This is a genomic window from Providencia sp. PROV202, from assembly GCF_028479565.1.
In the GTDB taxonomy this organism is placed as follows: Bacteria; Pseudomonadota; Gammaproteobacteria; order Enterobacterales; family Enterobacteriaceae; genus Providencia; species Providencia zhijiangensis.
Map to the genome: position 1 here is coordinate 58,577 of NZ_JAMPNV010000014.1, position 24,887 is coordinate 83,463.

At 44.0% G+C, this 24,887-nt stretch carries 30 protein-coding genes; 14 read left to right on the forward strand and 16 right to left on the reverse strand.

What is annotated here, in order from left to right; genetic code table 11:
- The first annotated feature begins 52 nt into the window (after positions 1-52).
- Complete coding sequence (locus tag PR799_RS10715) at positions 53-616, forward strand: RBBP9/YdeN family alpha/beta hydrolase (protein ID WP_272522028.1); 564 nt, start codon at positions 53-55, stop codon at positions 614-616.
- 57 nt (positions 617-673) lie between these two features.
- Here the strand turns inward: PR799_RS10715 and yjgA are convergent, their stop codons facing one another.
- The gene (gene yjgA / locus PR799_RS10720; RefSeq protein WP_036956102.1) at positions 674-1,219 is read right to left on the reverse strand and encodes a ribosome biogenesis factor YjgA; all 546 of its coding nucleotides are present in this window, start codon (positions 1,217-1,219) and stop codon (positions 674-676) included.
- Between the two features lie 183 nt (positions 1,220-1,402).
- Here yjgA and pmbA point away from each other — a divergent pair, with 183 nt between their 5' ends.
- Entirely contained in the window at positions 1,403-2,743 is a 1,341-nt protein-coding gene (gene pmbA, locus PR799_RS10725; protein WP_006662905.1) for a metalloprotease PmbA, read from the forward strand.
- Positions 2,744-2,877: 134 nt separating this feature from the next.
- Here the strand turns inward: pmbA and rnk are convergent, their stop codons facing one another.
- The 11 genes from rnk to kdsD all read right to left on the reverse strand — a co-directional run bounded on the left by rnk (position 2,878) and on the right by kdsD (position 10,611).
- Positions 2,878-3,288, reverse strand: coding sequence for a nucleoside diphosphate kinase regulator (gene rnk, locus PR799_RS10730; protein WP_006659086.1), 411 nt, complete (start codon positions 3,286-3,288; stop codon positions 2,878-2,880).
- A 200-nt stretch (positions 3,289-3,488) separates the two neighbouring features.
- On the reverse strand, positions 3,489-3,761 hold the full coding sequence (gene npr, locus PR799_RS10735) for a PTS phosphocarrier protein NPr (RefSeq protein ID WP_154627743.1): 273 nt from the start codon (positions 3,759-3,761) through the stop codon (positions 3,489-3,491).
- The gene (gene rapZ / locus PR799_RS10740; RefSeq protein ID WP_036956106.1) at positions 3,758-4,612 is read right to left on the reverse strand and encodes an RNase adapter RapZ; all 855 of its coding nucleotides are present in this window, start codon (positions 4,610-4,612) and stop codon (positions 3,758-3,760) included. Before rapZ ends, npr begins: the two co-directional genes overlap by 4 nt.
- Before the next feature lie 162 nt (positions 4,613-4,774).
- Positions 4,775-5,242, reverse strand: coding sequence for a PTS IIA-like nitrogen regulatory protein PtsN (gene ptsN, locus PR799_RS10745; RefSeq protein WP_154603455.1), 468 nt, complete (start codon positions 5,240-5,242; stop codon positions 4,775-4,777).
- 88 nt (positions 5,243-5,330) lie between these two features.
- A complete protein-coding gene (gene hpf, locus PR799_RS10750; RefSeq protein WP_006659090.1) occupies positions 5,331-5,618 on the reverse strand; it encodes a ribosome hibernation promoting factor in 288 nt (95 codons plus the stop codon).
- A gap of 23 nt (positions 5,619-5,641) precedes the next feature.
- A complete protein-coding gene (gene rpoN, locus PR799_RS10755) occupies positions 5,642-7,087 on the reverse strand; it encodes an RNA polymerase factor sigma-54 (protein ID WP_272522030.1) in 1,446 nt (481 codons plus the stop codon).
- A gap of 84 nt (positions 7,088-7,171) precedes the next feature.
- Positions 7,172-7,897 (reverse strand): LPS export ABC transporter ATP-binding protein, encoded by a 726-nt coding sequence (lptB, locus tag PR799_RS10760; protein ID WP_036956110.1) that lies wholly within the window; start codon positions 7,895-7,897, stop codon positions 7,172-7,174.
- Positions 7,898-7,902: 5 nt separating this feature from the next.
- A complete protein-coding gene (lptA, locus tag PR799_RS10765; RefSeq protein WP_154627741.1) occupies positions 7,903-8,460 on the reverse strand; it encodes a lipopolysaccharide ABC transporter substrate-binding protein LptA in 558 nt (185 codons plus the stop codon).
- Entirely contained in the window at positions 8,444-9,037 is a 594-nt protein-coding gene (gene lptC / locus PR799_RS10770) for an LPS export ABC transporter periplasmic protein LptC (protein WP_154603452.1), read from the reverse strand. Before lptC ends, lptA begins: the two co-directional genes overlap by 17 nt.
- Positions 9,038-9,053: 16 nt before the next feature.
- Positions 9,054-9,614: a 3-deoxy-manno-octulosonate-8-phosphatase KdsC gene (kdsC, locus tag PR799_RS10775; RefSeq protein ID WP_036956113.1), complete on the reverse strand. Its 561-nt coding sequence runs from the start codon at positions 9,612-9,614 to the stop codon at positions 9,054-9,056.
- A gap of 28 nt (positions 9,615-9,642) precedes the next feature.
- The gene (gene kdsD / locus PR799_RS10780) at positions 9,643-10,611 is read right to left on the reverse strand and encodes an arabinose-5-phosphate isomerase KdsD (RefSeq protein ID WP_036956114.1); all 969 of its coding nucleotides are present in this window, start codon (positions 10,609-10,611) and stop codon (positions 9,643-9,645) included.
- Between the two features lie 400 nt (positions 10,612-11,011).
- Between kdsD and mlaF the strand changes: the two genes are divergently transcribed.
- The 7 genes from mlaF to murA all read left to right on the forward strand — a co-directional run bounded on the left by mlaF (position 11,012) and on the right by murA (position 15,843).
- Positions 11,012-11,815, forward strand: a complete 804-nt coding sequence (gene mlaF, locus PR799_RS10785) for a phospholipid ABC transporter ATP-binding protein MlaF (protein WP_006659099.1) — start codon at positions 11,012-11,014, stop codon at positions 11,813-11,815.
- Between the two features lie 6 nt (positions 11,816-11,821).
- The gene (gene mlaE / locus PR799_RS10790) at positions 11,822-12,604 is read left to right on the forward strand and encodes a lipid asymmetry maintenance ABC transporter permease subunit MlaE (RefSeq protein ID WP_036956115.1); all 783 of its coding nucleotides are present in this window, start codon (positions 11,822-11,824) and stop codon (positions 12,602-12,604) included.
- 3 nt (positions 12,605-12,607) lie between these two features.
- Positions 12,608-13,177 (forward strand): outer membrane lipid asymmetry maintenance protein MlaD, encoded by a 570-nt coding sequence (gene mlaD / locus PR799_RS10795; RefSeq protein ID WP_154627738.1) that lies wholly within the window; start codon positions 12,608-12,610, stop codon positions 13,175-13,177.
- 35 nt (positions 13,178-13,212) lie between these two features.
- On the forward strand, positions 13,213-13,842 hold the full coding sequence (gene mlaC, locus PR799_RS10800) for a phospholipid-binding protein MlaC (protein WP_272522032.1): 630 nt from the start codon (positions 13,213-13,215) through the stop codon (positions 13,840-13,842).
- 1 nt (position 13,843) lies between these two features.
- On the forward strand, positions 13,844-14,134 hold the full coding sequence (mlaB, locus tag PR799_RS10805; RefSeq protein ID WP_154603448.1) for a lipid asymmetry maintenance protein MlaB: 291 nt from the start codon (positions 13,844-13,846) through the stop codon (positions 14,132-14,134).
- Between the two features lie 137 nt (positions 14,135-14,271).
- Positions 14,272-14,526, forward strand: a complete 255-nt coding sequence (ibaG, locus tag PR799_RS10810; RefSeq protein ID WP_036956119.1) for a BolA family iron metabolism protein IbaG — start codon at positions 14,272-14,274, stop codon at positions 14,524-14,526.
- Between the two features lie 54 nt (positions 14,527-14,580).
- Positions 14,581-15,843 carry a UDP-N-acetylglucosamine 1-carboxyvinyltransferase gene (gene murA, locus PR799_RS10815; RefSeq protein WP_036956120.1) on the forward strand — a complete coding sequence of 421 codons (1,263 nt, stop codon included), beginning with the start codon at positions 14,581-14,583 and terminating at the stop codon, positions 15,841-15,843.
- A gap of 113 nt (positions 15,844-15,956) precedes the next feature.
- On the opposite strand, the gene degS is transcribed toward murA, so the two are convergent.
- The 3 genes from degS to zapG all read right to left on the reverse strand — a co-directional run bounded on the left by degS (position 15,957) and on the right by zapG (position 19,268).
- Positions 15,957-17,021: an outer membrane-stress sensor serine endopeptidase DegS gene (degS, locus tag PR799_RS10820; protein WP_272522033.1), complete on the reverse strand. Its 1,065-nt coding sequence runs from the start codon at positions 17,019-17,021 to the stop codon at positions 15,957-15,959.
- A gap of 131 nt (positions 17,022-17,152) precedes the next feature.
- Positions 17,153-18,547 (reverse strand): Do family serine endopeptidase, encoded by a 1,395-nt coding sequence (locus tag PR799_RS10825; protein WP_036956406.1) that lies wholly within the window; start codon positions 18,545-18,547, stop codon positions 17,153-17,155.
- A gap of 322 nt (positions 18,548-18,869) precedes the next feature.
- On the reverse strand, positions 18,870-19,268 hold the full coding sequence (zapG, locus tag PR799_RS10830; protein ID WP_036956122.1) for a Z-ring associated protein ZapG: 399 nt from the start codon (positions 19,266-19,268) through the stop codon (positions 18,870-18,872).
- Positions 19,269-19,517: 249 nt separating this feature from the next.
- Between zapG and zapE the strand changes: the two genes are divergently transcribed.
- The 5 genes from zapE to sspB all read left to right on the forward strand — a co-directional run bounded on the left by zapE (position 19,518) and on the right by sspB (position 23,442).
- Positions 19,518-20,648: a cell division protein ZapE gene (gene zapE / locus PR799_RS10835; protein WP_154627735.1), complete on the forward strand. Its 1,131-nt coding sequence runs from the start codon at positions 19,518-19,520 to the stop codon at positions 20,646-20,648.
- A 315-nt stretch (positions 20,649-20,963) separates the two neighbouring features.
- A complete protein-coding gene (rplM, locus tag PR799_RS10840; protein ID WP_006659112.1) occupies positions 20,964-21,392 on the forward strand; it encodes a 50S ribosomal protein L13 in 429 nt (142 codons plus the stop codon).
- Between the two features lie 14 nt (positions 21,393-21,406).
- Entirely contained in the window at positions 21,407-21,799 is a 393-nt protein-coding gene (gene rpsI / locus PR799_RS10845; RefSeq protein ID WP_004258235.1) for a 30S ribosomal protein S9, read from the forward strand.
- 501 nt (positions 21,800-22,300) lie between these two features.
- On the forward strand, positions 22,301-22,942 hold the full coding sequence (gene sspA / locus PR799_RS10850; protein WP_272522034.1) for a stringent starvation protein SspA: 642 nt from the start codon (positions 22,301-22,303) through the stop codon (positions 22,940-22,942).
- A 5-nt stretch (positions 22,943-22,947) separates the two neighbouring features.
- A complete protein-coding gene (gene sspB / locus PR799_RS10855) occupies positions 22,948-23,442 on the forward strand; it encodes a ClpXP protease specificity-enhancing factor (protein WP_154603442.1) in 495 nt (164 codons plus the stop codon).
- A gap of 65 nt (positions 23,443-23,507) precedes the next feature.
- Here sspB and PR799_RS10860 read toward each other — a convergent pair whose 3' ends face one another.
- Positions 23,508-24,884, reverse strand: coding sequence for an FAD-dependent oxidoreductase (locus PR799_RS10860; protein WP_272522035.1), 1,377 nt, complete (start codon positions 24,882-24,884; stop codon positions 23,508-23,510).
- Positions 24,885-24,887: the final 3 nt, after the last annotated feature.

Genomic DNA, 24,887 nt, shown 5'->3' on the forward strand with positions numbered 1-24,887 from the left:
TGACTTTGCGTTTAGCCATATTTTGATGGCAATTAATATTGAGGGCGATTAAGTGGACGGTAAAAAAGTTGTCATTGTTCATGGTTATACAGCATCACCGAATGATAATTGGTTTAATTGGGTAAAAAATGAATTAGAAGCTTTAGGGGCGACGGTTGATGTTCCTGCATTACCGGAATCCAATTCTCCTGATCCGCAAAAATGGCAGCAATGCTTACTCGATGCCAATATTCAGTTTGATGAAAATACGATTTTAGTTGGGCACAGTTTAGGGTGTATTACGGCATTACGTTTTCTGGAAAATAATGCGCCGGAAAGGGCTAAAATTGGTGGCTATGTGCTAGTTTCTGGGTTTGATCGCTCACTGGATACATTGTCTGATTTGGCAGACCATACTCAGTTTTCATTGGATTATAATAAGCTGATTAGTCTAACGGATAAGCGAGCTTCGATTATTTCTTCCAATGATTGGGTCGTGGATCCTGACGCTTCAATTGAGTTAGCAAAAGCATTAAAAACCTCTGTCACGATGGTAGAAAGTGCGGGGCATTTTCTTGATAGAGAAGGCTATACTCGACTTCCTGCGTTACTCAATCTTCTACGATTTTGGTATTAAAAAATCCCCCTATGTTTTTACCGCATAGGGGGATTTTTATTGAATAAAACCTGGAAATTAGTTGCTATCAGAAAGCTCTTTCAGATATTGGAAAATCTGGCGGAATGCTTTTGGTGGTTTATTTCCATCACGCTCTTTCTTCGCATTACGGACTAATGCACGCAGTTGCTGGCGATCAGTTTGTGGGAACAGCGCAACGACTTCTTCAATGACTTCATCGCCATCGGCTAATAAACGGTTACGCAGATCTTCCAGCTTGTGCAAGATAACAACTTGCTGGTTATGGCGGTTTTTCAGCTTATCGAGGGCTTCAGTGATCGGTTCCACTTCTCGAGAACGTAACAGTTTACCGATAAGTTGTAATTGACGACGACGGCCTTCCCGCTTAATTTTTTGTGCTAATTCGATAGCTTCAAGTAATTGCGTGTCTAATGGGATGCGCTCAAGCTCGCTTTTACTTAAATCAACAAGTTCTGCCCCCAATTTTTTGAGGATCTCGGCATCGCGTTTAATTTCGCTTTTGCTGACCCAAATAATCTCATCGTCCTCATCATCTTGGGGCGCTGGGATATCATCCAGCCAATCTTCAGGCTGTTTGGCCATAGGGATTTTCCTTTTTACTAAACGCCGTCGTGTAATTACGAGTAATTAGCATGATTTACGGCGTTGTGAGTGTTAACATTTATAGATTAACTCTATTGTAACTGGGAAAACCCCCTTATGACTACCTGACATTGATATGTCGAGGTAGAAAATCACTTTTCCCCTCTTTATTGGACTAAATGCATGAGTGTTACTGAACAAGTTGCCGAACAACGTAAACAATTAGAACAAGCCGTCGCCCACGCATTGGAATTTGCCAAAAGCCGTTGTGATGGCGCTGAAGTTGCAGTCAATAAAAGCACTGGTATTAGTGTGAGCACTCGCCAAGGTGACGTGGAGAATGTGGAATTTAACAGTGATGGGGCGCTCGGGATCACGGTTTACCATAAACAACGCAAAGGTAGTGCATCTTCAACGGATTTAAGCGAAGAAGCCATTGAGCGTACAGTTCAAGCCGCGATTGATATTGCGAATTATACCTCTGAAGACCCATGCGCAGGTCCTGCTGAAAAATCATTACTGGCATTCGATGCACCGGATTTAAACTTATTCCAAGCTACAGAACTTTCCCCCGAGGAAGCCATTAAGCTGGCCTCGATTGCGGAAATGACCGCATTAAATGCAGATTCACGCATTGTGAATACGGAAGGCGGTAGCTTCAATGGGCACTATGGTATCCGTGTCTTTGGTAACTCTCTTGGACTATTAAAGAGCTACAGTTCTAGCCGTTATTCGATGTCGAGCTGCGTAATCGCCGAGCAAAATGGCGAAATGGAGCGCGATTATGCGTATACCATCGCACGCAGCATGCAGGCATTGAAATCCCCTGAGTGGGTAGGGCAAGAGTGTGCTCGTCGTACATTATCTCGCTTATCGCCGCGTAAATTACCAACCATGAAAGCCCCAGTGATTTTTGCCTCAGAAGTGGCGACGGGGTTATTTGGTCATTTAGTCGGTGCTATCAGCGGCAGCAGCATTTATCGTAAATCATCATTCTTAATGGATAGCCTTGGTAAACAAATTTTACCGAACTGGTTAACCATCAATGAGCAACCGCACTTAATGGGCGGATTAGCCTCCTCCCCATTTGACAGCGAAGGTGTGCGTACCACTGAACGTAATATTGTGGAAAATGGCGTTCTACAAACTTGGCTGATGACCAGTTATTCTGCGCGTAAACTGGGTCTGCAAAGCACGGGTCATGCGGGGGGGATCCATAACTGGCGCATTGAAGGACAAGGCTTATCATTTGACGCTTTGTTGAAGCAAATGGGGACCGGCTTAGTGGTCACTGAGCTGATGGGACAGGGTGTGAGTGGAATTACGGGGGATTATTCCCGTGGTGCATCCGGTTTTTGGGTAGAAAACGGTGAGATTCAGTATCCAGTGAGCGAGATTACCATTGCGGGTAACTTGAAGGATATGTGGATGAACATGGTGACTATCGCCGATGATATCGAAACGCGCAGTAATATTCAGTGCGGCTCTGTGTTGATCCCTGAAATGAGTATTGCTGGTCAGTAAGTTATAGTTGTTCAATAAGCTCTAAATAGCAAAAAGGCACTCGATGAGTGCCTGAATACCGCCTGAAGACTAACGGGAGTTTCTTGATGGAAACTTTTTTCGGCTAGTCTTCTTTCTCTTGTTGAACATCGCAACTAGCGATGGAACTCGCCAGCCGCTTCAGGTTGATAAACAATCTCTAACACACGAACACGGGTTTCTACGCCGTTTGGCAGCGCCCAGCTAATTTCGTCGTTAACATGCAAACCTAATAACGCTGCACCGATTGGCGCCATCACGGACAGTTGTTCTGCACTATCTTTAAGAGAGGCAGGATAAACTAGGGTGCGTGTGCGCTCTTCATTACTGATTAAATCTAAGAAACGAACAGTACTGTTCATCGTGACCACATCCGCAGGGATCTCTTGTGGAGAGACGATATCTGCGCGGTCTAATTCGTCGTTTAGTGCTTCAGCAACAGGCGTACCCGCATAAGCGGCTTGCTCCATCAGTGCATCTAAGCGTTCTGCATCTAAATCATTGATAATAATTGTTGGCTTTGTCATACCACACTCCAATAGGGACGTACAAAGCAAACACCCCCCACCCAGAAGGCAGGGGGTGTTTGCTAGAAAAATAAATTATATAAAATATTAGGCGCTATAGGCGTTAAAGGGAAGAGATCGGGATCACGAACTCGGTGCCTATGCGTGTAAAACCGTGTATATCGCTCTGTTCGCTAAGATGTAAGACGCAATGAGTTGGGCTACTCTTCGTCAAATCCACTTTCAAACAGGTTAATGATTGCGGATAACGCCAAATCTTCATCGGGCCCGCTAACTTCGATATCAATTTTACTGCCTTGTTCCGAGTCTAACATCAACATCGCAATAACGCTATCCGCCTCGGCCTCAATTTGACTGTCATTTTTTAAAATGACTCTAGAGTTAAATTGTTTAACTAAATCATAGAGAAGCATTGCTGGTCTGGCATGCATACCAAGACGGTTTTTCAGCGTAATCGTCGCTTTGACGGTCATTGCTTGCGTTTTTCCAACGTTCTGTGGCGTGACTGGACGTTTTTCCCACGGGAGCGGAAATAATCAGCCAGCTGTTCTGCCACATACACCGAACGGTGTTTTCCTCCCGTACAGCCGATGGCGACGGTGAGATAGCTGCGGTTATTGGTTTCTAACATTGGCAACCATAACTCTAAGTAACTGCGAGTCTGGTAAATGAAGTTATGAACCTCTGTGTGTCTGTCCAAGAAGGCCGCAACAGGACGATCTAAACCAGTCATTGGACGCAATTTAGGATCCCAGTGTGGGTTTGGTAAAAAGCGCACATCGAAAACGTAGTCAGCATCAATTGGGATGCCGTGTTTGAAACCGAAGGACTCAAACACCATCGTCAGTTCACGCTCGCGTTTGCCCATTAAGCGAGTTCTGAGCATTTCCGCTAATTCGTGCACTGACATTTCTGAGGTATCAATGACCAAGTCAGCGCGGGAGCGCAGCGGCTCTAATAGCTCGTTTTCTTCATCGATGGCACTTTCTAAGGATAAGTTTTTACTTGAAAGTGGGTGTAATCGACGGGTATCACTATAACGACGAATTAATGTATTGCGATCTGCATCCAGAAACAGCAGTTGTGGTGAGAAGGTTGATGGCAGTTTATCAATGGCTTCTTCGAACACTTCTGGATTGTCGGGCATATTACGCACGTCAATGCTCACGGCCGCAGAAATATTGCGATCGGCAAGTGAATTAGCTAATTCCGGCAGTAAGACTACCGGAAGGTTATCCACACAATAGAAACCCATATCTTCCAGCGCGCGTAGGGCAACGGATTTTCCCGAACCGGAACGGCCGCTGACAATCATCAGCACCATGAGCTAACTCCCTTCTGTCTCTTAAGGATTTATATCTTAATGATCGATTTCTGACTGATCACACATTTCTGACTATTTTGCATTTTGCGGTGTTTTACGATGCCGAATGAAAGAAATCATAACAATATCATTAGGCTGGCATCAACACATATTAGTTATTACTTACTCAATGATGATCTGGTATAACTCTTCATCACTTTGCGCACTGCGTAGGCGCTTACAGAATGCTTTATCCGCTAATTTTTTAGCGATAAGAGATAAAGTATGTAAGTGAGTTTTACATTGATCCGATGGAACAAGTAATGCAAAAAGCAGATCAACAGGTTGGTTATCAATCGCATCAAACGCAATGGGCTCTTCTAAATGCAAAAACACGCCAGCGGCGCGTGCACTTTCGCCTTCACTAAGTTTGCCATGAGGGATTGCAATTCCACCACCAATACCCGTGGTACCCACTTTTTCTCTGGTTAGTAACGCTTCAAATACCGTATTTTCCGGTAATCCCAACTCGGCGGCCGCTAACTCACTAATAATTTCTAATGCTCTCTTCTTACTGGTGCAAACTAAATTATTACGTGTGCAACTGGCAGATAAAACATCGCTTAATTGGATTTCTATATCACTATTCATTTTATTATTCACTTAGGACTACAAAACCAGATGATGTATGCCACCATCTGGTTCAGAACATTAATCAGTCAACGACTGGCTAAATGTATTAGTGTTGTCTCAGTTTTTCTTTATGTTTGGTTAATTGGCGTGACAGCTTATCAAGGAGTAAATCAAGTGCCGCGTACATATCGTCGTCTTCCGCCGATGCGTGAAGCTCTGCGCCGTTGAGTTGCAGGGTGGCTTCAGCAATTTGCTGAACTTTTTCCACTTTCAGAACAACTTGGATACTGTTAATACGATCAAACAATTGCTCTAATTTCTTGAGTTTTTTCTCAACCGTTTCGCGCAATGCCGGTGTAACTTCAATATTGTGTCCAGTAATCTGAAATTCCATACAATCTTCCTTATATTATTGGGTTAAACCAACTGTTTACGTTGATTTGATGGCGGAATAGATAATGACTCACGATACTTAGCAACAGTTCGACGAGCAACTTGTATACCTTGCTCTGCCAGCATACTCGTCAATTTACTGTCACTCAATGGTTTTGCTGGGTTTTCCGCAGCAACCAGCTTTTTCACCAGTGCACGAATCGCAGTGGAGGAGGCTTCTCCTCCGGTGTCCGTACTGACGTGACTGGAGAAAAAATACTTCAACTCAAAAATGCCTCGTGGACTATGCAGGAATTTTTGGGTTGTCACACGGGAGATAGTCGATTCATGCATGTCCACCTGATAGGCAATGTCTGCCAAAATCATCGGTTTCATATACTCTTCGCCTAACTCAAAAAATTCTTGTTGTTGCTCAACAATACAGGTCGCCACTTTCAGTAATGTTTCATGGCGACTTTCTAAGCTTTTAATCAGCCATTTAGCATCCTGCAAGTGACTGCGAATATATTGCGTGTCACTTTCGCTGGCTGAATTATTTGCCATTGAAGCATAATGATTATTGATGCTTAACTTAGGGATGCTATCTGTATTTAACTCAACTTGCCAGTGCCCACCGACTTTTTTCACCAGCACATCGGGAATAACATATTCCGATTCACCCGTATTGATTGATTGCCCTGGTTTGGGATTCAGCGTGAGGATCAGGTCAATGGCCGTTTTCAGCGCATCTTCTTTTAAACGGGTCAGTTTACTCAGTTGACGAAAATCACGATTTGCCAGTAAATCAATATGATTACTAATAATCAGTCTAGCTTCTTGCAGGCCAATTGTCTCTTTCGGGTATAAAGAAAGCTGGATCAGTAAACACTCTTTGAGATCCTGAGCGGCCACCCCTAATGGGTCAAAATGCTGAATGCGTTTTAAAACGGCAACCACTTCTTCTAAAGTGATATCGGGGTCATCAATCCCTTCATGGATCTCGTTGATTGAGCTAGTGAGATAGCCGGAATCATCAATGGAATCGATAATCGAGGTTGCAATCGCGCGATCGGTATCGGTAAACGGGGTGAGATCCGCTTGCCAGATTAGATAATCTTGCAGTGTTTGGGTGGTTTCCCCTTGGTAAACAGGAAGTTCATCGAAGCTGTAGTCATTGCTCGTTCCTGACGGGGTGCCTGCCGTATAGATTTCATCCCAATCAGCATCTAGCGGAAGCTCATCGGGCATATCTGTTTTTTCGAGGGCATCTTTGGTATCGATTTCGCTGCTGTCAGTGTCGCTGCTTAGGCTATCTAAACTTTCTTGCTCAGAGGATGATTCTTCTTGTTCGAGCAGAGGGTTGGTTTCAAGGGCGAGTTGAATTTCTTGTTGAAGCTCAAGTGTGGATAACTGCAACAGGCGAATGGCCTGTTGCAATTGAGGCGTCATTGCAAGTTGTTGACTGATTCTGAGCTGCAAACTTTGCTTCATGAATGTGCTTTATTCTCCATTACCACTGACACAACCAATGCCATGACAACCAACAAGACAAAACTACAGTCTACAATTTACAAACTACAGTCTAAAACCTTCACCCAAATAAACGCGTTTCACTTGCTCGTTTTCAAGGATCATCTCTGGCGAGCCGTGAGCAATCAAGTGCCCTTGGCTGACAATGTAAGCACGCTCGCAAACATCGAGAGTTTCACGGACGTTATGGTCGGTGATTAATACGCCGAGCCCATAGTCGCGTAAGTGTTGGATGATTTTTTTGATATCCAAAACGGAAATCGGGTCAACCCCAGCAAACGGCTCATCTAACAGGATAAATTTTGGATTAGCAGCGAGGGCGCGTGCAATTTCCACACGACGACGCTCACCACCAGACAGTGACTGGCCTACACTATCACGCAAGTGAGTAATACTGAACTCTTCCATCAGCTCTTCAGCACGCTCTTTGCGCTGTTCTGAGGTTAAGTCTGGGCGAATTTCTAACACGGCCATCAGGTTGTCATACACACTGAGGCGGCGGAAAATAGATGCTTCTTGAGGAAGGTAGCCAATGCCACGACGAGCGCGCTCATGTAGAGGCAGTAAGCTAATATCTTCCCCATCAATTAAAATTTTACCAGCATCCCGCTGAACAATGCCGACTACCATATAAAAAGTGGTCGTTTTACCCGCACCGTTAGGGCCTAAGAGACCAACGATTTCCCCTGATTTCACTTCAAGGCTGACGTCAGTGACTACGCTGCGTTTTTTATAGGATTTCGCCAGATTCTCTGCGGTTAGTGTTGCCATAACAATTATTTACTCTTACTTGTTGATGAACCCTGTGCGGCTGGGCCTTTTTCTTGTAACTGTGCTGGTAATAAGACGGTGGTCACGCGTTTACCTTTATCGCTAAATGCTTCCATTTGCTGGGTTGGAACCACATAGGTGATCTTATCGCCTTTGATATTGCTATCGAGCTGTTCAAGGTAAGCATCACCCGTTAATGTGACCAGTTGTTTATCAACTTCATAACGTGCTTTGGATGCGTGACCTTTGATTGGTTTACCATCGTCTTGTAACTGGAAGAAAGTCACTGGCGTACCAAATGCTTCAATGACGATTTTATCGGAATCGCTGCTTGGACGCGTCACAACAACTTTGTTGGCACGAATATCAATGGAACCTTGTTTGATAACAACGTCATCAGTAAATGTGGTGATATTTTTTTCTAAATCAAGAGATTGCTTAACCGAGTTAATGGTCATCGGCTGTTGAGTATCTGTTTTCAGTGCCATTGCCGGCAGGCTAAGAGCCAAAATTGCACTTGCAATAGCCCCTTGAATAAAACTTTTCTTAGTTACTTGATTCATTGTGTTGCTCTTTTGGTTGTAACTCATAGTGAGTTTTAACATCTTCAATTAATTCAGCGGTTCTTGTACGAAGGTTCCCCTTCATTTTTAAACCCGTTGAATTTAGCCCGTGTCCGATAATGGTAACTTTATCGTCAGATGAAACATCTTGTGTGACTAGATTGACCACCGCATTATCTGTGGTAATACGCTGGATTTGAGGCTCAGGGGTCAAACTGTCAACTTGAACATCGCTATACAGATAGAGCACGCGCTCTTTGGTTAATCTTGCTTTAATGGACTTCACCGTCCAAGTCGGTGTACCCGCATCGTTATAAGTCGTTAATACAGGATTGGTAAACCACGTGATTTTGCCATCGGTATAATTATCAACTTTGCTCGCGGCGAGTTTATAGGCTAAATCGCCCGCAGGATTATAGACGAAAGTTACCGAATCATCAGTTTGATAATTAGGTTTTCCGTCATTGATTTCTGTTGTTAATGGTTTGGAGTCATCGTAAACCGAAAAGTTCCAACCAATTAGCCCCAGTACAATGAGGGATAAAACAATGATTAACCACTTTTTTGCGTTGCTCATGAATGATATCTGTTCTTTAAATCGACAAGCCTTTAGCTTCTTCCAGTTTATTTTGGGATAACAGAATAAGGTCGCAGAGTTCACGTACTGCGCCTTTTCCGCCACCAATATGCGTTACATAGTCTGCTTTAGGTAATAACAATGGGTGTGCATCAGCCACCGCAACAGATAACCCAACTTTTGCCATCACAGGCCAGTCAATGAGGTCATCACCAATGTAAGCCGTTTGCTCTTCTGTTAGTTGTAGTTTATCTAACAGTTCGCGATACGCCAAAAGCTTATCGCTTTGTCCTTGGTAAAGATATGTAATACCTAACGTTTGAGCTCTGTCTTCCAGCAATTTAGCTTTGCGTCCGGTGATAATAGCGACTTCAATACCTGAGGTTAATAGACAGCGAATGCCATACCCATCGCGGACATTAAAGGCTTTTAATTCTTCGCCATTATTCCCCATGTAAATTAAACCGTCGGACATCACGCCATCGACATCACAGATAAGCAGTTTAATTTTGGTCGCTTTTTCTATCACAGAATTCGCTACAGACCCATAGCAAGTATTCTGATAATTAGGGTTCATTCTATTTCCTTTATGTATACTTTTCGACTTATACCACACCCGCTTGCAGTAGGTCGTGCATATGGAGAACACCCACTAATTGGTCGCCATCCGCCACTAATAACGACGTGACATGGCGAGATTGCATCAGGTTCAGTGCTTCAACCGCTAGCATGCCCGGTGCGACTCGGATACCGCCCGGCGTCATTAAATCGGCAATTTTGGCATTGTTGAGGTCGATGCCCATATCAAAAATGCGGCGTAAATCTCCATCCGTGAAAATCCCTTGAATATTCATGTCGTCATCACAAATGACGGTCATACCCAGCTTTTTACGGGTAATTTCCACAAGGGCTTCCCGTAACGTGGCACTTTTCGGAATATGAGGAACATCGTCACCAGTACTCATTAAATCACGAACTAAGAGTAAAAGTTTGCGCCCAAGTGCGCCCCCTGGATGAGACAGTGCAAAATCATCTGCTGTGAAGCCGCGGGCGGTTAACAATGCAATGGCTAACGCATCCCCCATCACTAATGTTGCTGTGGTACTTGTTGTTGGTGCCAAACCAAGCGGGCAGGCTTCTTGCGGTACTTTTATGCATAAGTGGATATCTGCATATTTGCCCATATTGCTGTCTGGATTATTGGTCATGCAGATCAGTGGGACTTTGATACGCTTTAATACGGGCAGTAGGGCTAAAATTTCCCCTGATTCACCTGAGTTCGAAATCGCTAATACAACGTCTTTATTGGAGATCATCCCTAAATCGCCATGGCTGGCTTCTCCGGGATGCACGAAAAATGAAGGCGTTCCTGTGCTGGCAAGCGTCGCCGCAATTTTCCGTCCAATATGCCCTGATTTCCCCATTCCCATAACGACTACTTTTCCCTGACAAGCAAAGATTTGCTGACAAGCAAGGTCAAAGTCATGATTAATATATTGTTCTAGGTTTTTCAGACCTTCGCGTTCGATATGGAGAACTTCTTTACCTACTTTCTGAAAATCGATATTTGACATGTCTAATTCCATGGATGTTTTCGGGTGAATCAAAAGTGTCGGTTGGTTCAAAGTTTCGGTTAGATCAAAAAAGAGAAATCGGATTGTATAACGAATACTTAGTATCAGTAAGTATTTTGTCTCTAAGCTTTTATGAATGTCATGGTTATTATGAATGTGATAGTTATGAGTCTCTATTAGCGATTTGAGCTCAAAAGCGCTTTTTAGGGTTTAACCGCACCGATGCCCAAAAAAAATTTTTTTAATTCTCTTACCCTTATGGTTGGATATATAAATTTCTAAGAGCTATCTTCTATTAATTAGGTAAAATATTAGTTAATACTATTTGGTTTATGTTTCTGTAAAACCCTGAATTTATTTAGGCAGAATCATAGTTTGACCTATAACGAGCTATTAAACGATGCAAGCACAGACAGAGAACTTAATCGAAGTCAAAAACATGTCATTTACACGGGGAAATAGGAAAATATTTGAAAATATTAACCTAACTGTGCCTCGGGGTAAAATTACTGCGATTATGGGGCCTTCAGGGATTGGTAAAACGACATTACTCAGACTGATTGGCGGACAACTGCGCCCAGAAGAAGGAGAAATCTGGTTTGATGGGGATAATATTCCTGCGCTGTCTCGTTCTAAGTTATACCAATCGCGTAAAAAAATGAGCATGTTATTCCAATCTGGTGCCTTGTTTACCGATATGGACGTTTTTAATAACGTGGCTTTCCCCTTGCGTGAACACACAAATTTACCAGAATCATTGATTCATACGACGGTGATGATGAAATTAGAGGCGGTGGGGTTACGCGGAGCCGCTAAATTAATGCCATCAGAACTTTCAGGGGGAATGGCACGCCGTGCGGCGCTAGCAAGAGCTATCGCTCTGGACCCTGACCTGATTATGTTTGATGAGCCTTTCGTGGGGCAAGACCCAATCACGATGGGCGTTTTGGTCAAACTGATTGATGAACTTAACCAAGCGTTAGGGGTGACCTGCGTAGTGGTTTCCCATGACGTTCCAGAAGTGCTAAGTATTGCCGATAAAGCATATATTGTGGCGCAGCAACATGTTATTGCGAAAGGAACTGGGGAAGAGTTACGCGAAAACCAAGATCCGCGCGTCAGACAGTTTATGGATGGTATTGCCGATGGTCCTGTGCCATTCCGCTTTCCGGCCAATGACTATTCGGCTGATTTATTAGGGTAAATGAACATGATAATTAAGGCGATTGCTGCCTTCGGACGTCGATGGATTGAAACATTTGCGGCTTTTGGTCGAGCAGGCTACTTATTATTTGGTGCACTATTTGGCAAACCTGAGTTTGGCAAACAGTGGCCACTGTTAGTTAAACAGCTTTATTCTGTAGGGGTTCAGTCTCTACTTATCGTGGCGGTGTCTGGTCTGTTTATCGGCATGGTGCTCGGCTTACAAGGTTATTTGGTACTGACGACGTTCAGTGCAGAAGCCAGCCTTGGCATGATGGTTGCGCTTTCACTATTGCGTGAACTGGGGCCTGTGGTCACTGCGCTGTTGTTTGCGGGACGAGCAGGCTCGGCATTAACCGCAGAAATTGGTTTGATGAAAGCCACTGAGCAGATTTCGAGTTTAGAGATGATGGCGGTGGATCCTCTGCGCCGTGTTGTCGCCCCAAGATTTTGGGCTGGGTTCATTAGCATGCCGCTGTTATCACTGATCTTTGTCGCTGTCGGTATTATTGGTGGGGCCATTGTCGGTGTGGATTGGAAAGGGATTGACCCGGGTTTCTTCTGGTCATCCATGCAGTCTTCTGTAGAGTGGCGACTCGATTTAGTGAACTGTTTTATCAAAAGTTTAGTCTTTGCAATTACAGTAACGTGGATTGCACTATTTAATGGTTATGATGCGATTCCAACCTCGGAAGGAATTAGCCGTGCAACGACGAAAACTGTTGTGCATGCATCATTATCGGTTCTAGGGTTAGATTTCGTACTGACAGCACTGATGTTTGGGAACTAAGTCATGCAAAGTAAAAAAAGTGAAATATGGGTGGGTTGTTTTATGTTGCTGGCGATCGCCGCAATTGTGTTCCTCTGCTTAAAAGTAGCGGATTTACAATCGATTGGTAGTCAGTCAACTTACCGAGTTTCTGCCTCTTTTGAAAATGTGGGTGGCTTAAAAGTAGGCTCTCCCATCAAAGTCGGTGGCGTTGTCGTGGGACGGGTTGCGAATATTTCTTTAGATAAAAAGAACTATATTCCTGACGTTCAAATCGATTTGCTCAGTGAATATGACAATATTCCTGATTCCAGCTCGCTATCAATTCGGACTTCAGGCCTGCTTGGTGAACAGTATATCGCCATGAATATCGGTCCTTATGACGAAGATATGGGGATTGCGATGTTAAAAGATGGCGGTCGTTTAGAAGATACCAAACCGGCTATGGTGCTGGAAGATTTAATCGGTCAATTCTTGTATAAGAGTGGTGATAGCCAAGGTACTGAAGCAGCCGCACCTGCGCCTGCATCTGCAGCACCGGCATCCGCGCCAGAGACTCATGTCGCAGCACCGTCAGAGCCTGTTGCTCACTAAGTTGTAATTCCCTGTGAACTTAAAAGGAATGAATTATGTTTAAACGTTTAATAATGATAGCTATGTTAGTGGTTGCGCCATTTGCGATGGCGATTGACCAAACTAACCCGTATAAGCTTATGGAAGAAACCGCAGCGAAAACCTTCGATCGCTTAAAAGCGGAACAACCTCAAATCAAACAAAACCCAGATTACTTACGTACTATCGTGCGTGAAGAGTTACTGCCATATGTGCAAATTAAGTATGCGGGTGCATTGGTATTAGGCACTTACTATAAAGATGCCACTCCAACGCAGCGTGATGCTTACTTTAAAGCATTTGAGTCTTATCTTGAGCAAGTTTACGGTCAAGCGCTGGCAATGTATCACGGTCAAACGTACACCATCGCTCCTGAACAGCCGATTGGTGACAAAAATATTGTCGCTATCCGAGTGACTATCAATGACACTAATGGCCGCCCTCCAGTACGTTTGGATTTCCAATGGCGTAAAAACAGTAAAACAGGTTACTGGCAGGCGTATGACATGATTGCTGAAGGCGTTAGCATGATCACCACCAAGCAAAATGAGTGGGGTGATATTCTGCGTAAGCAAGGTATTGATGGATTGACAGCTCAATTACAACGTAGTGCTCAGGTGCCGATTACGTTAGAAGAGAGCAAGTAAGATGAGTAGTTTGTTATCTTGGACGAAAAATAACAAAACATTGGCTTTTTCCGGTATTTTAAATCGCGATTCTCTGGTTGAATTTTGGGATAAGCGCCAAGCCTTGTTGACCCAAGTTGAGCAAATTGATGTTTCTGATTTAACCCATGTGGATTCTACCGGACTCGCCATGCTAGTGCGTCTGAAAGGGGAGTATCAATCCCAGCAGCGTCATTTTGGCCTTGTTGGTGTGAGCGATAATCTCAATACCTTGATGGAATTGTACGGGGTAAAGCCCCTGCTGATGGATTAAGTCAAGTTATGTAAAAAATAGCGCTTCTGAGTGTTTTTATACGCCAGAAGCGTTTTCTTTAGTTTAAGTGTTAAGCTGAATCCTTTAGGATAGATGGCTATATTTATTATCATAATTAATTACAAAATTGAGTCATTATGGATACCAACGAAATTAAACAAGTCTTAATGGAAAAGCTGTCACTGGATGAAGTGATAGTGAATGGCGATGGCAGTCATTTTCAAGTTATCGCTGTTGGCAGCCTTTTTGACGGCATGAGCCGTGTTAAACAGCAGCAAGCAGTCTATGCGCCGCTAATGGAATATATTGCGGACAACCGAATTCATGCGCTTTCAATTAAGGCTTATACCCCAGCGCAGTGGGAGCGTGATCGTAAGCTGAGCGGCCTATAAGTTTGAATATGTAAGCGGACAGTTTGTAAAAATCTGACACACGAGAATACCAGAATGGATAAATTTTTAGTAAAAGGGCCAACCCGCTTAGAGGGTGAAGTCTCTATTTCAGGCGCTAAAAACGCCGCACTGCCAATCCTGTTCGCTGCTTTACTGGCTGAAGAGCCAGTTGAATTACAGAATGTCCCTAAGCTGAAAGACATCGACACCACAATTAAGTTACTGAGCCAACTTGGCGTCAAAATCGAGCGTAACGGTTCGATTTTTGTTGATGCTAGCAATGTGACTGAATATTGTGCGCCGTATGATCTGGTGAAAACCATGCGTGCCTCTATTTGGGCATTAGCGCCGCTGGTTGCGCGTTTTGGTCACGGTGAAGTTTCTCTACCGGGTGGTTGTGCGATTGGTGCTCGTCCAGTGGATTTACATATCAGCGGTTTAGAGAAGTTAGGTGCCAATATTGTCCTTGAAGATGGTTATGTTAAGGCAACGGTGAATGGTCGTCTGAAAGGTGCAGACATCGTGATGGACAAAGTGAGCGTGGGTGCCACTATCAGCATCATGACAGCCGCAGCGCTTGCTGAAGGAACCACTTCCATCGAGAACGCCGCTCGTGAACCTGAAATTGAAGATACTGCTAATTTCTTAAATGCGTTAGGTGCGAAAATCACCGGTGCAGGAACTGACCGTATTGTCATTGAAGGTGTGGCTCGCTTAGGTGGCGGTGTGTATCGCGTTCTGCCAGACCGTATTGAAACAGGCACATTCTTAATCGCGGCTGCGGTTTCTCGTGGTAAAGTGGTTTGCCGCAATGCACGTCCAGATACGCTGGATGCAGTGCTGGCAAAATTACGTGAAGCGGGTGCTGATGTTCAAACGGGCGAAGATTGGATTAGCTTAGATATGCATGGTAAGCGTCCAAAGGCGGTTACATTGCGTACTGCTCCACATCCTGGTTTCCCTACTGATATGCAAGCACAATTTAGCCTATTAAACTTGGTAGCTGAAGGTACGGGTGTTATCACTGAGACCATTTTCGAAAACCGTTTTATGCATATTCCTGAGTTAATTCGTATGGGTGCGCACGCGGATATTGAAAGTAATACAGTCGTGTGTCATGGCGTTGAAAAACTGACGGGTGCGCAAGTGATGGCAACAGATTTACGCGCATCAGCAAGCTTGGTGATTGCTGGGTGTATCGCGGGTGGAACAACGACAGTTGACCGTATTTATCATATCGATCGTGGATATGAAAATATCGAAGCGAAATTAAATGCGTTAGGCGCTAATATTCAACGCGTTAAATCTGAAGACTAATCCCAGATTGCGTTGATATCATCGCAAAAGCGAGATTTCAAAAAACAAAAAGGTTGTTCTTCATCGGAACAACCTTTTTTTTCGGGCTTATTTTGAATGGAAGATTTGAGGGTTTAGTTCGCTTGCCCTTCAGGCAGTTCTTCAATCACGATATCGATGTTTTGCACGTTACCATCACGTAAAATCTGAACGGGAATTTTTGTGCCGGGGCGAATTTCAGCGACATAATCCATTGTTTCTGCAGCAGAAACGGCAGGTTTTCCATCTAAGGATAAAATAATATCCCCTTGCTCAATGCCTGATTTTGCAGCGGGTCCATTGGCTGAGACTTGGAAAATCCTTAATCCTTGAATTTGATTGATATTATTTGTATTTGTGCGAATTTGCGGTAACTCACGAGCCGTAATGCCGATGTAGCCTCGAACGACACGACCATCACGGATCAGTTTTTCCATGATTTTGGTTGCTAGGGCGGTTGGGATAGCAAAACTCAATCCTTCGGAACTGACGCCTTGCCCTGCACTGAATGAAAGGGTGTTTATACCAACCAATTCCCCTTCAGTGTTGATGAGGGCACCACCGGAGTTACCGGAGTTAATGGAGGCATCGGTTTGCAGGAAATTTTGGCGGCGTGTGGAGCTTAACCCGACACGACCTGTCGCGCTGATAATTCCTTGGGTGACTGTTTGTCCAAGGTTATAAGGGTTTCCAATGGCTAAAACGACATCTCCAACATGGGTGATGCGCTTGGTATTAATGGGGATAACGGGGAGATTTTCAGCGTCTATCTTTAAGACGGCGAGGTCGGTGAGAGGGTCTGAGCCGACTAAAAAAGCATCGAAAATGGCACCATCTTGTAGAGCGACAAGAATTTGATCTGGGTTATCCACCACATGTTTGTTGGTCACTATGTAGCCATTAGCGCTTAATATCACCCCTGATCCAAGAGATTGTAATTCCCGACCCGATTGGGAAAAACTCCCTTTAGAGCTGCTATAGACATACACGACCGCAGGCGCGGCACGGCGTACGGCCTTGTTATAGCTTACGGGCTCGCTATTGGTTTTCCCATACAGTAAATCAGCCAGTCCCTGTGGGCGTAATGAGGGGACGGCCACAATAATGATTGAGGCAGTGACCAATCCAAGCAGGACAGACACAAGCAGCTTTTTGACCATGTTAAAGGTTACCAAGTTCGCTATGATGGAGATGACAGACAGAGAGATGCTTTGAGCATAACATAAAAAAACGGGCACAGCAGAGTGATACTGTACCCGTTTTATTGATTTATGTGCGGTAACTTAATGAATTAGTTTTTCATTAATAAGTAAAGCGTTTCACCACCACGCAGCACTTTCATCGCTAATACTGGCGGTTTGCTATCGATGATTTTGCGAAATTGGTCGATACTTTCTACGCGAGTGTCATTCACGCCAAAGATCAGGTCGCCTTTCGCTAAACCAACCGCAGCAGCCGGAGACTTAGGTGCTACGCTGTCCACTTGTACCCCTTTGGTATTGCTAACAACCGCATTGGAAATGGTGGCGCCTAATAAGGATTCACTCAGTTTTTCTGCGTTGGTCGCTGAACCTTCATCGCTTTCTAGCACCACTTTCACTTCCATTGGTTTGCCTGAACGGATCAGACCAAGGGTGATTTCTTTACCTAACTGGCTGGTACCAATTTTCGCTCTTAATTCCGCGAAGCTATTAATACGTTTACCATCTACAGACACTAAAACGTCACCCGATTTGATGCCTGCTTTTGCCGCTGATGATTTTGGAATGACTTCACTGACGAAGGCACCACGTTGTGCATCGATATTGAAGGCTTTAGCGATATCAGAGTTCATCTCTGTACCTTTAATACCTAAAATTCCGCGTTTAACTTCACCGTGTTTAATCAGCTGCTCGCTCAGGCTTTTCGCCATATTGCTTGGGATAGCAAAGCCGATACCAATATTTCCGCCACCTGGTGCTAAGATTGCGGTGTTAATCCCAATCAGCTCACCGTTTAAGTTAACCAGCGCACCACCGGAGTTACCACGGTTGATTGAGGCATCGGTCTGGATAAAGTTTTCTAAGCCTTCCAGATTTAATCCGCTACGACCTAACGCAGAAATAATCCCGGATGTGGCAGTTTGTCCTAAACCGAATGGGTTACCCACGGCAACGGCAAAATCACCAACACGCAGTTTATCGGAGTCTGCAATAGAAACCGCGGTGAGGTTTTTGATATCTTTTGCATTGCTGATTTTTAATAGAGCAATATCAGTTTGTGGATCTTTACCAATCAGTTTAACGTCAATTTCACGACCGTCATTTAGCTGAATTTGGATTTTATCAGCACCATCAATAACGTGATTATTGGTTAAAACATAACCTTGTGTCGCATCAATGATGACACCAGAACCTAAGCCTTCAAATGGGCGCACACTTTGTTGTTGTGAAGGTGCATTTGGGCCAAAGAAGAATTTCAGTTCTTCGGGAATTTGTTGATTTTGTACACGAGTGCCTGAAACATGGATATTCACGACGGCAGGCAGCACTTTTTCCAGCATTGGCGCTAAGCTTGGCATATTTTGGCTTTGTGCGGTTGCTGGTAATGTGGCCGGTAATGCGGCGCTGCTGATTGCTGGGATCGTGGACAGGGTTAAACCTAAACTCATTGCGACTGCTGTCAGAAAGAAATTTTTTCTTTTCATCATTCCGTAGATTCTCTCAATAGAAAATATCAGCTCATATGAATGGCACCCATTAACGGTACCCTAAGGTCATATAAGCGGAGGTATTTTGGGGTCTCAAATAATATTTTACTGATGACTATGACCACGGATTATGCGGAAAAGTTCCCTATGCGGATAGTACTTATCCACAATTTTACATCCATTTACATGATGTTTAGGTGAAACGCTAACTTCTATACAGTAGCTAAACTAACTATAAGATTTTATTCGGAATTGGAATGATACGGCGGGGGAAATAACACCACCAGTAACAGGCGCTACTGGTGGCATAATCAAAAAATTACTTCTCTTTTTCATCGAGAGGGCGGAAGAGCCCTGAAGCACCTTCAGAGTAATCTCTAGGTGGCATTTTAACCGGTGCTTGGTCATTATCGGCTTCAGATTCAGTCAAACGATAATGGAATGGGTTATCTTGCATATCCGGCATTAACTCGGAAGAGCTTTGCGCCATGTGTTGATACAGTTGGCGATAGTCGCGCGCCATTTTATCCAATAACTCTGCGCTGCGAGCAAAATGGCTAACGAGTTCTTTACGATACTCTTCCAGCTCAGTGCTTTTTTTGTCTAATTCAGCCTGTGCTGTTTTTTGTTGACGAAGTTTTGGATTGCCATAACGCACAACCAATGCGCCGATGATAAAGCCAACAACTAATCCTATTAGTGCATACTCCCAAGTCATGCTAACTCCTTCGTTTACTTCAATCAAAATTCACAGAAAATGGTCGCCAAAATTTAGCTCGATTACCCTAACTATACCTGCTAATCGCAAATCTGTTAATGCTAAAGAGTGGAATAATAAAGCGAAATTCCTTACTCTATGCCCAATAGTTAATCGAAAGTTAAATGCTAACAGAATCTGGTTATAATAAAGGCAGTGTATATCATATAACGGTAAAAAAAACCGAAAATTTTAAGGATCACTGAGTTGATGTCACCGATGACCCCTACCATGCGTTACCAACAAGCTCTTGAGCAAGGCAATTACCAGCCTGACGACGTACAAAAACAAACCGTAGAGCGATTAGACAAGATTTATCAGCAACTTTGCAGTGCTACGCCTTGCTTCCCAAATGAAAAAACAAACGGTCTAAAACAGCGCTTTGGACGCTTGTTAGGGAAATCATCCACAAAAACCTGCGAGCCAGTTCAGGGGTTATATATGTGGGGGGGCGTAGGTCGCGGTAAAACGTGGTTGATGGACATGTTCTACGACAGTTTACCGGGAGAGCGCAAATTGCGTTTACACTTTCATCGCTTTATGAAGAAAGTGCAGGAAGACTTAATGGCGCTGCAAGGACAGGAAAATCCGCTCGACATTATTGCTGATGAATTCAAAAAACAGACGGATATTTTGTGTTTCGATGAGTTTTTTGTCTCGGACATTACCGACGCGATGATTCTAGGAACCCTATTAGAAGGGCTCTTTGCACGGGGTATCACGTTAGTCGCGACATCCAATATTATCCCTGACAACCTTTATCGCAACGGTTTGCAACGCGCTCGCTTTTTGCCTGCTATCGAACAGATAAAAAAATATTGCGATGTAATGAATGTGGATGCGGGGATTGACTATCGCTTGCGTACTCTGACTCAAGCTCATCTATTTTTATCGCCAATTAATGAGCAAAATCGCCATCATTTAGATGAAGTGTTTGTGAAATTGGCAGGTAAGGAAGGGCAGCAAAATCCTGTATTAGAAGTTAACCACCGAAAAATGCAGGCAATTCGTTCCGCTGAAGGGGTATTGGCAATCAGCTTTAAGGTTTTGTGTGAAGAGCCTCGTAGCCAAAATGATTATATCTACCTCTCAAATTGTTATCATACGGTATTGCTGTATGACGTTCCTGTGATGGGAATGAAGGATGAAAATCCGGCCAGACGTTTTCTCGCGCTTATTGATGAGTTCTATGAACGTAAGGTAAAATTGATGATCAATGCACAGGTGTCGATGGATTCACTTTATCAAGGGCAACTTTTGGCGTTTGAATATCAGCGCTGCCTTTCTCGCTTGCAAGAAATGCAAAGTGAAGAATATTTGAAAATCCCGCATTTATCATAGAAGCCAAAGAGGAAATGAGTCTCAAGGGCGTCGTTTTCTCTCCAGATTTATGTGTGCTTTTTGAACATGCGGTACTAATTGTTTATTTGAACGTAAAAAAAATGCATTTGGGGTCGATTTTTGTTGCTGACTTCTCTATAATCTTGCGACCCCACGTTACGGCGTTGTTTTTTATTTCCCAAAAAATAACGCATTAATGCCAGCTAGGCTGCTCGAAGGGGTGGGTTTGCTGGACAATGAGTCGCGTGAACCTCGCTATATTTTACGAACATGAGTGTTCACACAACGTGTAACTTCAATATTGGGTAAGTTTTAATGAAAACTTTTACAGCTAAACCAGAGACCGTAAAACGCGACTGGTATGTTGTTGATGCAGATGGCAAAACTTTAGGCCGTCTTGCAACTGAAATTGCTAGCCGTCTGCGCGGTAAGCATAAAGCGGAATATACTCCGCACGTGGATACTGGTGATTACATCATCGTTCTGAATGCAGAAAAAATTGCTGTTACCGGCAAAAAACGCGAAGACAAAATCTACTATCGCCACACTGGCCATATTGGTGGAATCAAGCAAGCAACTTTCGAAGAGATGATTGCTCGTAGTCCTGAGCGTGTGCTTGAAATCGCGGTTAAAGGCATGTTGCCAAAAGGACCTCTGGGTCGTGCAATGTACCGTAAACTGAAAGTTTACGCAGGTAATGAGCACAACCACGCGGCACAACAACCGCAAGTTCTTGACATTTAATCGGGATTATAGCAATGGCTGAAAATCAATACTACGGCACTGGTCGCCGCAAAAGCTCATCTGCTCGTGTCTTTATTAAGCCGGGTAGCGGTAACATCACAATCAATCAACGTACACTGGAACAATACTTTGGTCGCGAAACTGCGCGCATGGTAGTTCGTCAGCCGTTAGAACTGGTTGAAATGTTAGAAAAACTGGACCTGTACATCACTGTTAAAGGTGGTGGTATCTCTGGTCAGGCAGGCGCAATCCGTCACGGTATTACACGTGCACTGATGGCTTATGACGAGACTCTTCGTTCTGATCTGCGTAAAGCTGGTTTCGTTACCCGTGATGCGCGTTCTGTTGAACGTAAGAAAGTGGGTCTGCGTAAAGCACGTCGTCGTCCACAGTTCTCCAAACGTTAATTTATTGCCTTCTGGGCATAAAATTGATGAAAAAGCCCGTCTTTATGGCGGGTTTTTTATTGCCTAAAATAAATCAAATATTGAGCCATCATGATTTAATTAAAATAAAGACAGGCAGAAAGTATTATTCTATTATTCCACTCTCATTTTGCGTCATATCTCAAATACAGTAAAAATACAACTCATTAACCATGGAGTTAGCTTTAAGGTTTTAATTTTTAATTATCAAAAACCAAAAGCTGATAATGCTGATTTTGATGTGGGTATTCCCCTCTAATAAAATTAACCGATGATTTTCTCTAGGTCAGCCCCCTAAGCTGTACAAAATCTGTTAGACTATGCCCCAGTTTTTTATTTGATTATTTCTCGCTTCCATGAAGCGAGAGGGTTGTGCTGACTTTCAAAATGGATCTTGAAGGTTAAGCACATGGGATTTTAAAAATGGAAATAATGAATTAATCCTTATTTAAGGATCATTATTTTTATCATTTGGAGGTTTTAATGGCTGTTGCTCCTAATAAACGTTCGGTAATGACATTGTTTTCAGGCCCTACTGATATTTTTAGCCATCAAGTACGCATCGTACTCGCTGAAAAAGGTGTTAGTGTTGAGATTGAACATGTCGAGCCTGATCACCTGCCTCAAGACCTTATTGATCTTAACCCGTATCAAAGCGTACCAACGCTGGTGGATCGCGATCTGACTCTGTATGACCCACATATCATCATGGAATACCTTGATGAGCGCTTCCCTCATCCACCGTTAATGCCAGTTTATCCAGTTGCACGTGGTATTAGCCGTCAGCTGATGCACCGTATCCAAAAAGACTGGTATTCACTGATGACAAAAATCGAGAAAGGAACTGCACAAGAAGCTGAAAGTGCGCGTCGTCAATTAGCTGAAGAGCTGATCGCAGTCTCTCCGACATTTGAACACATGCAATACTTTATGAGTGATGAATTCAGCCTAGCCGATTGCTATTTAGCACCGCTGTTATGGCGCTTACCTGTGTTAGGGATCGAATTAAAGCCTGCAATTAGCAAACATTTACAGATGTACATGCAGCGTGTATTTGAACGCGATTCATTTTTAGCATCATTAACTGAATTAGAGCGTGAAATGCGCCAGTCAGCACGAGGCTAAGTCGGATGATGGAAATGGCACCAATGACACCACGTCGCCCTTATCTGCTGCGCGCCCACTATGAGTGGTTGCTGGATAACGATATGACTCCGCATTTGGTGGTTGATGTCACTCTTCCCATGGTGAATGTTCCAATGGAATTTGCGCGTGATGGGCAAATTGTTTTAAATGTTGCCCCACGTGCAGTAGGTAACTTTGAAATTACCAACGAAGAAGTGCGGTTTAATGCGAGATTCGGTGGTGTACCTCGTCAGGTTTATGTACCAATGGCGGCTATCATGGCGGTATATGCGCGTGAAAATGGCGCAGGTATGATGTTTGAACCGGAAGCGGCTTATGATGAGCACTTTGATGGGGAAGAGAACACAACTGATGAAGCACTGTCTGACAACATTGTATTGGTTCATGATGAGGCCACTCAAACTGAAGAGCCTTCATTCCCAGATGATGAGCCACCAAGACCACCGAAAGGTCGTCCAGCGCTACGGGTTGTGAAATAAACACAAATCGTGGCAATGAAGATTGATATAGTCAATGCTAAAAAGAGGAAGAAATTCCTCTTTTTTTATACCTGAAGAAAACTCATTATTCCTTCTGCGGCTCCACGCCCTTCGGCAATTGCTGTTACCACTAAATCAGAACCGTGAACCACATCCCCCCCTGCAAAAATTTTAGGGTGTGAAGTCTGGTAAGCATAATGATGATGACGAGGGGCAATTATTCTACCGCTCGTATCGCGCTGTATGGAATGTGCGCTAATCCACGGCATATCGTCAGATTCAAAACCAAACGCAATAATGACCACATCAGCAGAGTGTGTCATTTCTTCCAATTTAGTGGAATTCGATAGTGTGCTGGTGAAATGAACACTGATAAGTTGCCCCTCGGCGTTAGTGTTAACCCCAATGGGTTGTAAGTGAAAATGAAACTGTACGCCTTCCTCTTGGGCGTGTAGGACTTCTCGCGGTGTTGCTGGCATTTCTGAAGAGCCACCTCGATAGACACAACTGACCTGGCTGGCTCCTTGGCGAATAGCGCTACGGACACAATCCATCGCGGTATCTCCTGCGCCCAACACAATCACATTCTTATTTTCCAGTGATACATAAGGATATTGAGGATCGTCAGCGTAACCTAATAAATGACGTGCATTGCCCACTAAATAAGGAAGTGCTTGATAGACACCTATAACGTCTTCGTTGAGGAGATTGCCTGAAACTGGGTGATGGGTGCCGGTTCCAATAAAAACCGCATCAAATTCATTGAGTAACGTTTCTAACGGGACATGTTGCCCAATCTCGGTGTTAAGTTTAAAAATAATCCCCATTTCTTCAAAAATGCGTCGACGATGCTGCATTATCGACTTTTCTAACTTAAAGGCGGGTATACCAAAAGTGAGTAACCCGCCGATTTCAGGGTGTTTATCAAATACCGTTGCTTGAACGCCGTGGCGAGCCAACACATCGGCACAGGAAAGACCTGCGGGGCCCGCACCGATAATCGCGACTCGCTTATCGGTTTCCCTAACATGGGAAAGGTCAGGGCGCCAACCTTGTTTAAACGCACTATCGGTAATATAGCGCTCTAAATGTCCAATGGTGACGGAACCAAAGGTTTCATTCAGGACACAAGCGGCTTCACACAATCGTTCTTGCGGGCAAATTCGACCGCAAATTTCTGGCAAGCTGTTGGTGTGATGACAAAGCTCTGCCGCTTCAAGAATTCGACCTTCTCCAGCCAGTTTTAACCAATTTGGGATAGGGTTATGGAGCGGGCATTTCCACTCACAATAGGGGCTGCCGCAAGACAAGCAACGCTGGGCTTGATGCTGAGCTTCAATGCCGCTGATTGGCTGGTAAATTTCCACAAACTCAATTTTGCGGATCGTCAGCGTTTTTTTTCGAGGTTCAAGACGGGGCGAACCCATATTTGAAGAGGACATAGG

Excerpts from the sequence above, each read along its gene's own strand:
- yjgA (WP_036956102.1), bottom strand. The coding sequence starts at position 1,219 with ATGGCCAAACAGCCTGAAGATTGGCTGGATGATATCCCAGCGCCCCAA.
- pmbA (WP_006662905.1), top strand. The coding sequence starts at position 1,403 with ATGAGTGTTACTGAACAAGTTGCCGAACAACGTAAACAATTAGAACAA.
- rnk (WP_006659086.1), bottom strand. The coding sequence starts at position 3,288 with ATGACAAAGCCAACAATTATTATCAATGATTTAGATGCAGAACGCTTA.
- npr (WP_154627743.1), bottom strand. The coding sequence starts at position 3,761 with ATGACCGTCAAAGCGACGATTACGCTGAAAAACCGTCTTGGTATGCAT.
- rapZ (WP_036956106.1), bottom strand. The coding sequence starts at position 4,612 with ATGGTGCTGATGATTGTCAGCGGCCGTTCCGGTTCGGGAAAATCCGTT.
- ptsN (WP_154603455.1), bottom strand. The coding sequence starts at position 5,242 with ATGAATAGTGATATAGAAATCCAATTAAGCGATGTTTTATCTGCCAGT.
- hpf (WP_006659090.1), bottom strand. The coding sequence starts at position 5,618 with ATGGAATTTCAGATTACTGGACACAATATTGAAGTTACACCGGCATTG.
- rpoN (WP_272522030.1), bottom strand. The coding sequence starts at position 7,087 with ATGAAGCAAAGTTTGCAGCTCAGAATCAGTCAACAACTTGCAATGACG.
- lptB (WP_036956110.1), bottom strand. The coding sequence starts at position 7,897 with ATGGCAACACTAACCGCAGAGAATCTGGCGAAATCCTATAAAAAACGC.
- lptA (WP_154627741.1), bottom strand. The coding sequence starts at position 8,460 with ATGAATCAAGTAACTAAGAAAAGTTTTATTCAAGGGGCTATTGCAAGT.
- lptC (WP_154603452.1), bottom strand. The coding sequence starts at position 9,037 with ATGAGCAACGCAAAAAAGTGGTTAATCATTGTTTTATCCCTCATTGTA.
- kdsC (WP_036956113.1), bottom strand. The coding sequence starts at position 9,614 with ATGAACCCTAATTATCAGAATACTTGCTATGGGTCTGTAGCGAATTCT.
- kdsD (WP_036956114.1), bottom strand. The coding sequence starts at position 10,611 with ATGTCAAATATCGATTTTCAGAAAGTAGGTAAAGAAGTTCTCCATATC.
- mlaF (WP_006659099.1), top strand. The coding sequence starts at position 11,012 with ATGCAAGCACAGACAGAGAACTTAATCGAAGTCAAAAACATGTCATTT.
- mlaE (WP_036956115.1), top strand. The coding sequence starts at position 11,822 with ATGATAATTAAGGCGATTGCTGCCTTCGGACGTCGATGGATTGAAACA.
- mlaD (WP_154627738.1), top strand. The coding sequence starts at position 12,608 with ATGCAAAGTAAAAAAAGTGAAATATGGGTGGGTTGTTTTATGTTGCTG.
- mlaC (WP_272522032.1), top strand. The coding sequence starts at position 13,213 with ATGTTTAAACGTTTAATAATGATAGCTATGTTAGTGGTTGCGCCATTT.
- mlaB (WP_154603448.1), top strand. The coding sequence starts at position 13,844 with ATGAGTAGTTTGTTATCTTGGACGAAAAATAACAAAACATTGGCTTTT.
- ibaG (WP_036956119.1), top strand. The coding sequence starts at position 14,272 with ATGGATACCAACGAAATTAAACAAGTCTTAATGGAAAAGCTGTCACTG.
- murA (WP_036956120.1), top strand. The coding sequence starts at position 14,581 with ATGGATAAATTTTTAGTAAAAGGGCCAACCCGCTTAGAGGGTGAAGTC.
- degS (WP_272522033.1), bottom strand. The coding sequence starts at position 17,021 with ATGGTCAAAAAGCTGCTTGTGTCTGTCCTGCTTGGATTGGTCACTGCC.
- PR799_RS10825 (WP_036956406.1), bottom strand. The coding sequence starts at position 18,547 with ATGAAAAGAAAAAATTTCTTTCTGACAGCAGTCGCAATGAGTTTAGGT.
- zapG (WP_036956122.1), bottom strand. The coding sequence starts at position 19,268 with ATGACTTGGGAGTATGCACTAATAGGATTAGTTGTTGGCTTTATCATC.
- zapE (WP_154627735.1), top strand. The coding sequence starts at position 19,518 with ATGTCACCGATGACCCCTACCATGCGTTACCAACAAGCTCTTGAGCAA.
- rplM (WP_006659112.1), top strand. The coding sequence starts at position 20,964 with ATGAAAACTTTTACAGCTAAACCAGAGACCGTAAAACGCGACTGGTAT.
- rpsI (WP_004258235.1), top strand. The coding sequence starts at position 21,407 with ATGGCTGAAAATCAATACTACGGCACTGGTCGCCGCAAAAGCTCATCT.
- sspA (WP_272522034.1), top strand. The coding sequence starts at position 22,301 with ATGGCTGTTGCTCCTAATAAACGTTCGGTAATGACATTGTTTTCAGGC.
- sspB (WP_154603442.1), top strand. The coding sequence starts at position 22,948 with ATGATGGAAATGGCACCAATGACACCACGTCGCCCTTATCTGCTGCGC.
- PR799_RS10860 (WP_272522035.1), bottom strand. The coding sequence starts at position 24,884 with ATGTCCTCTTCAAATATGGGTTCGCCCCGTCTTGAACCTCGAAAAAAA.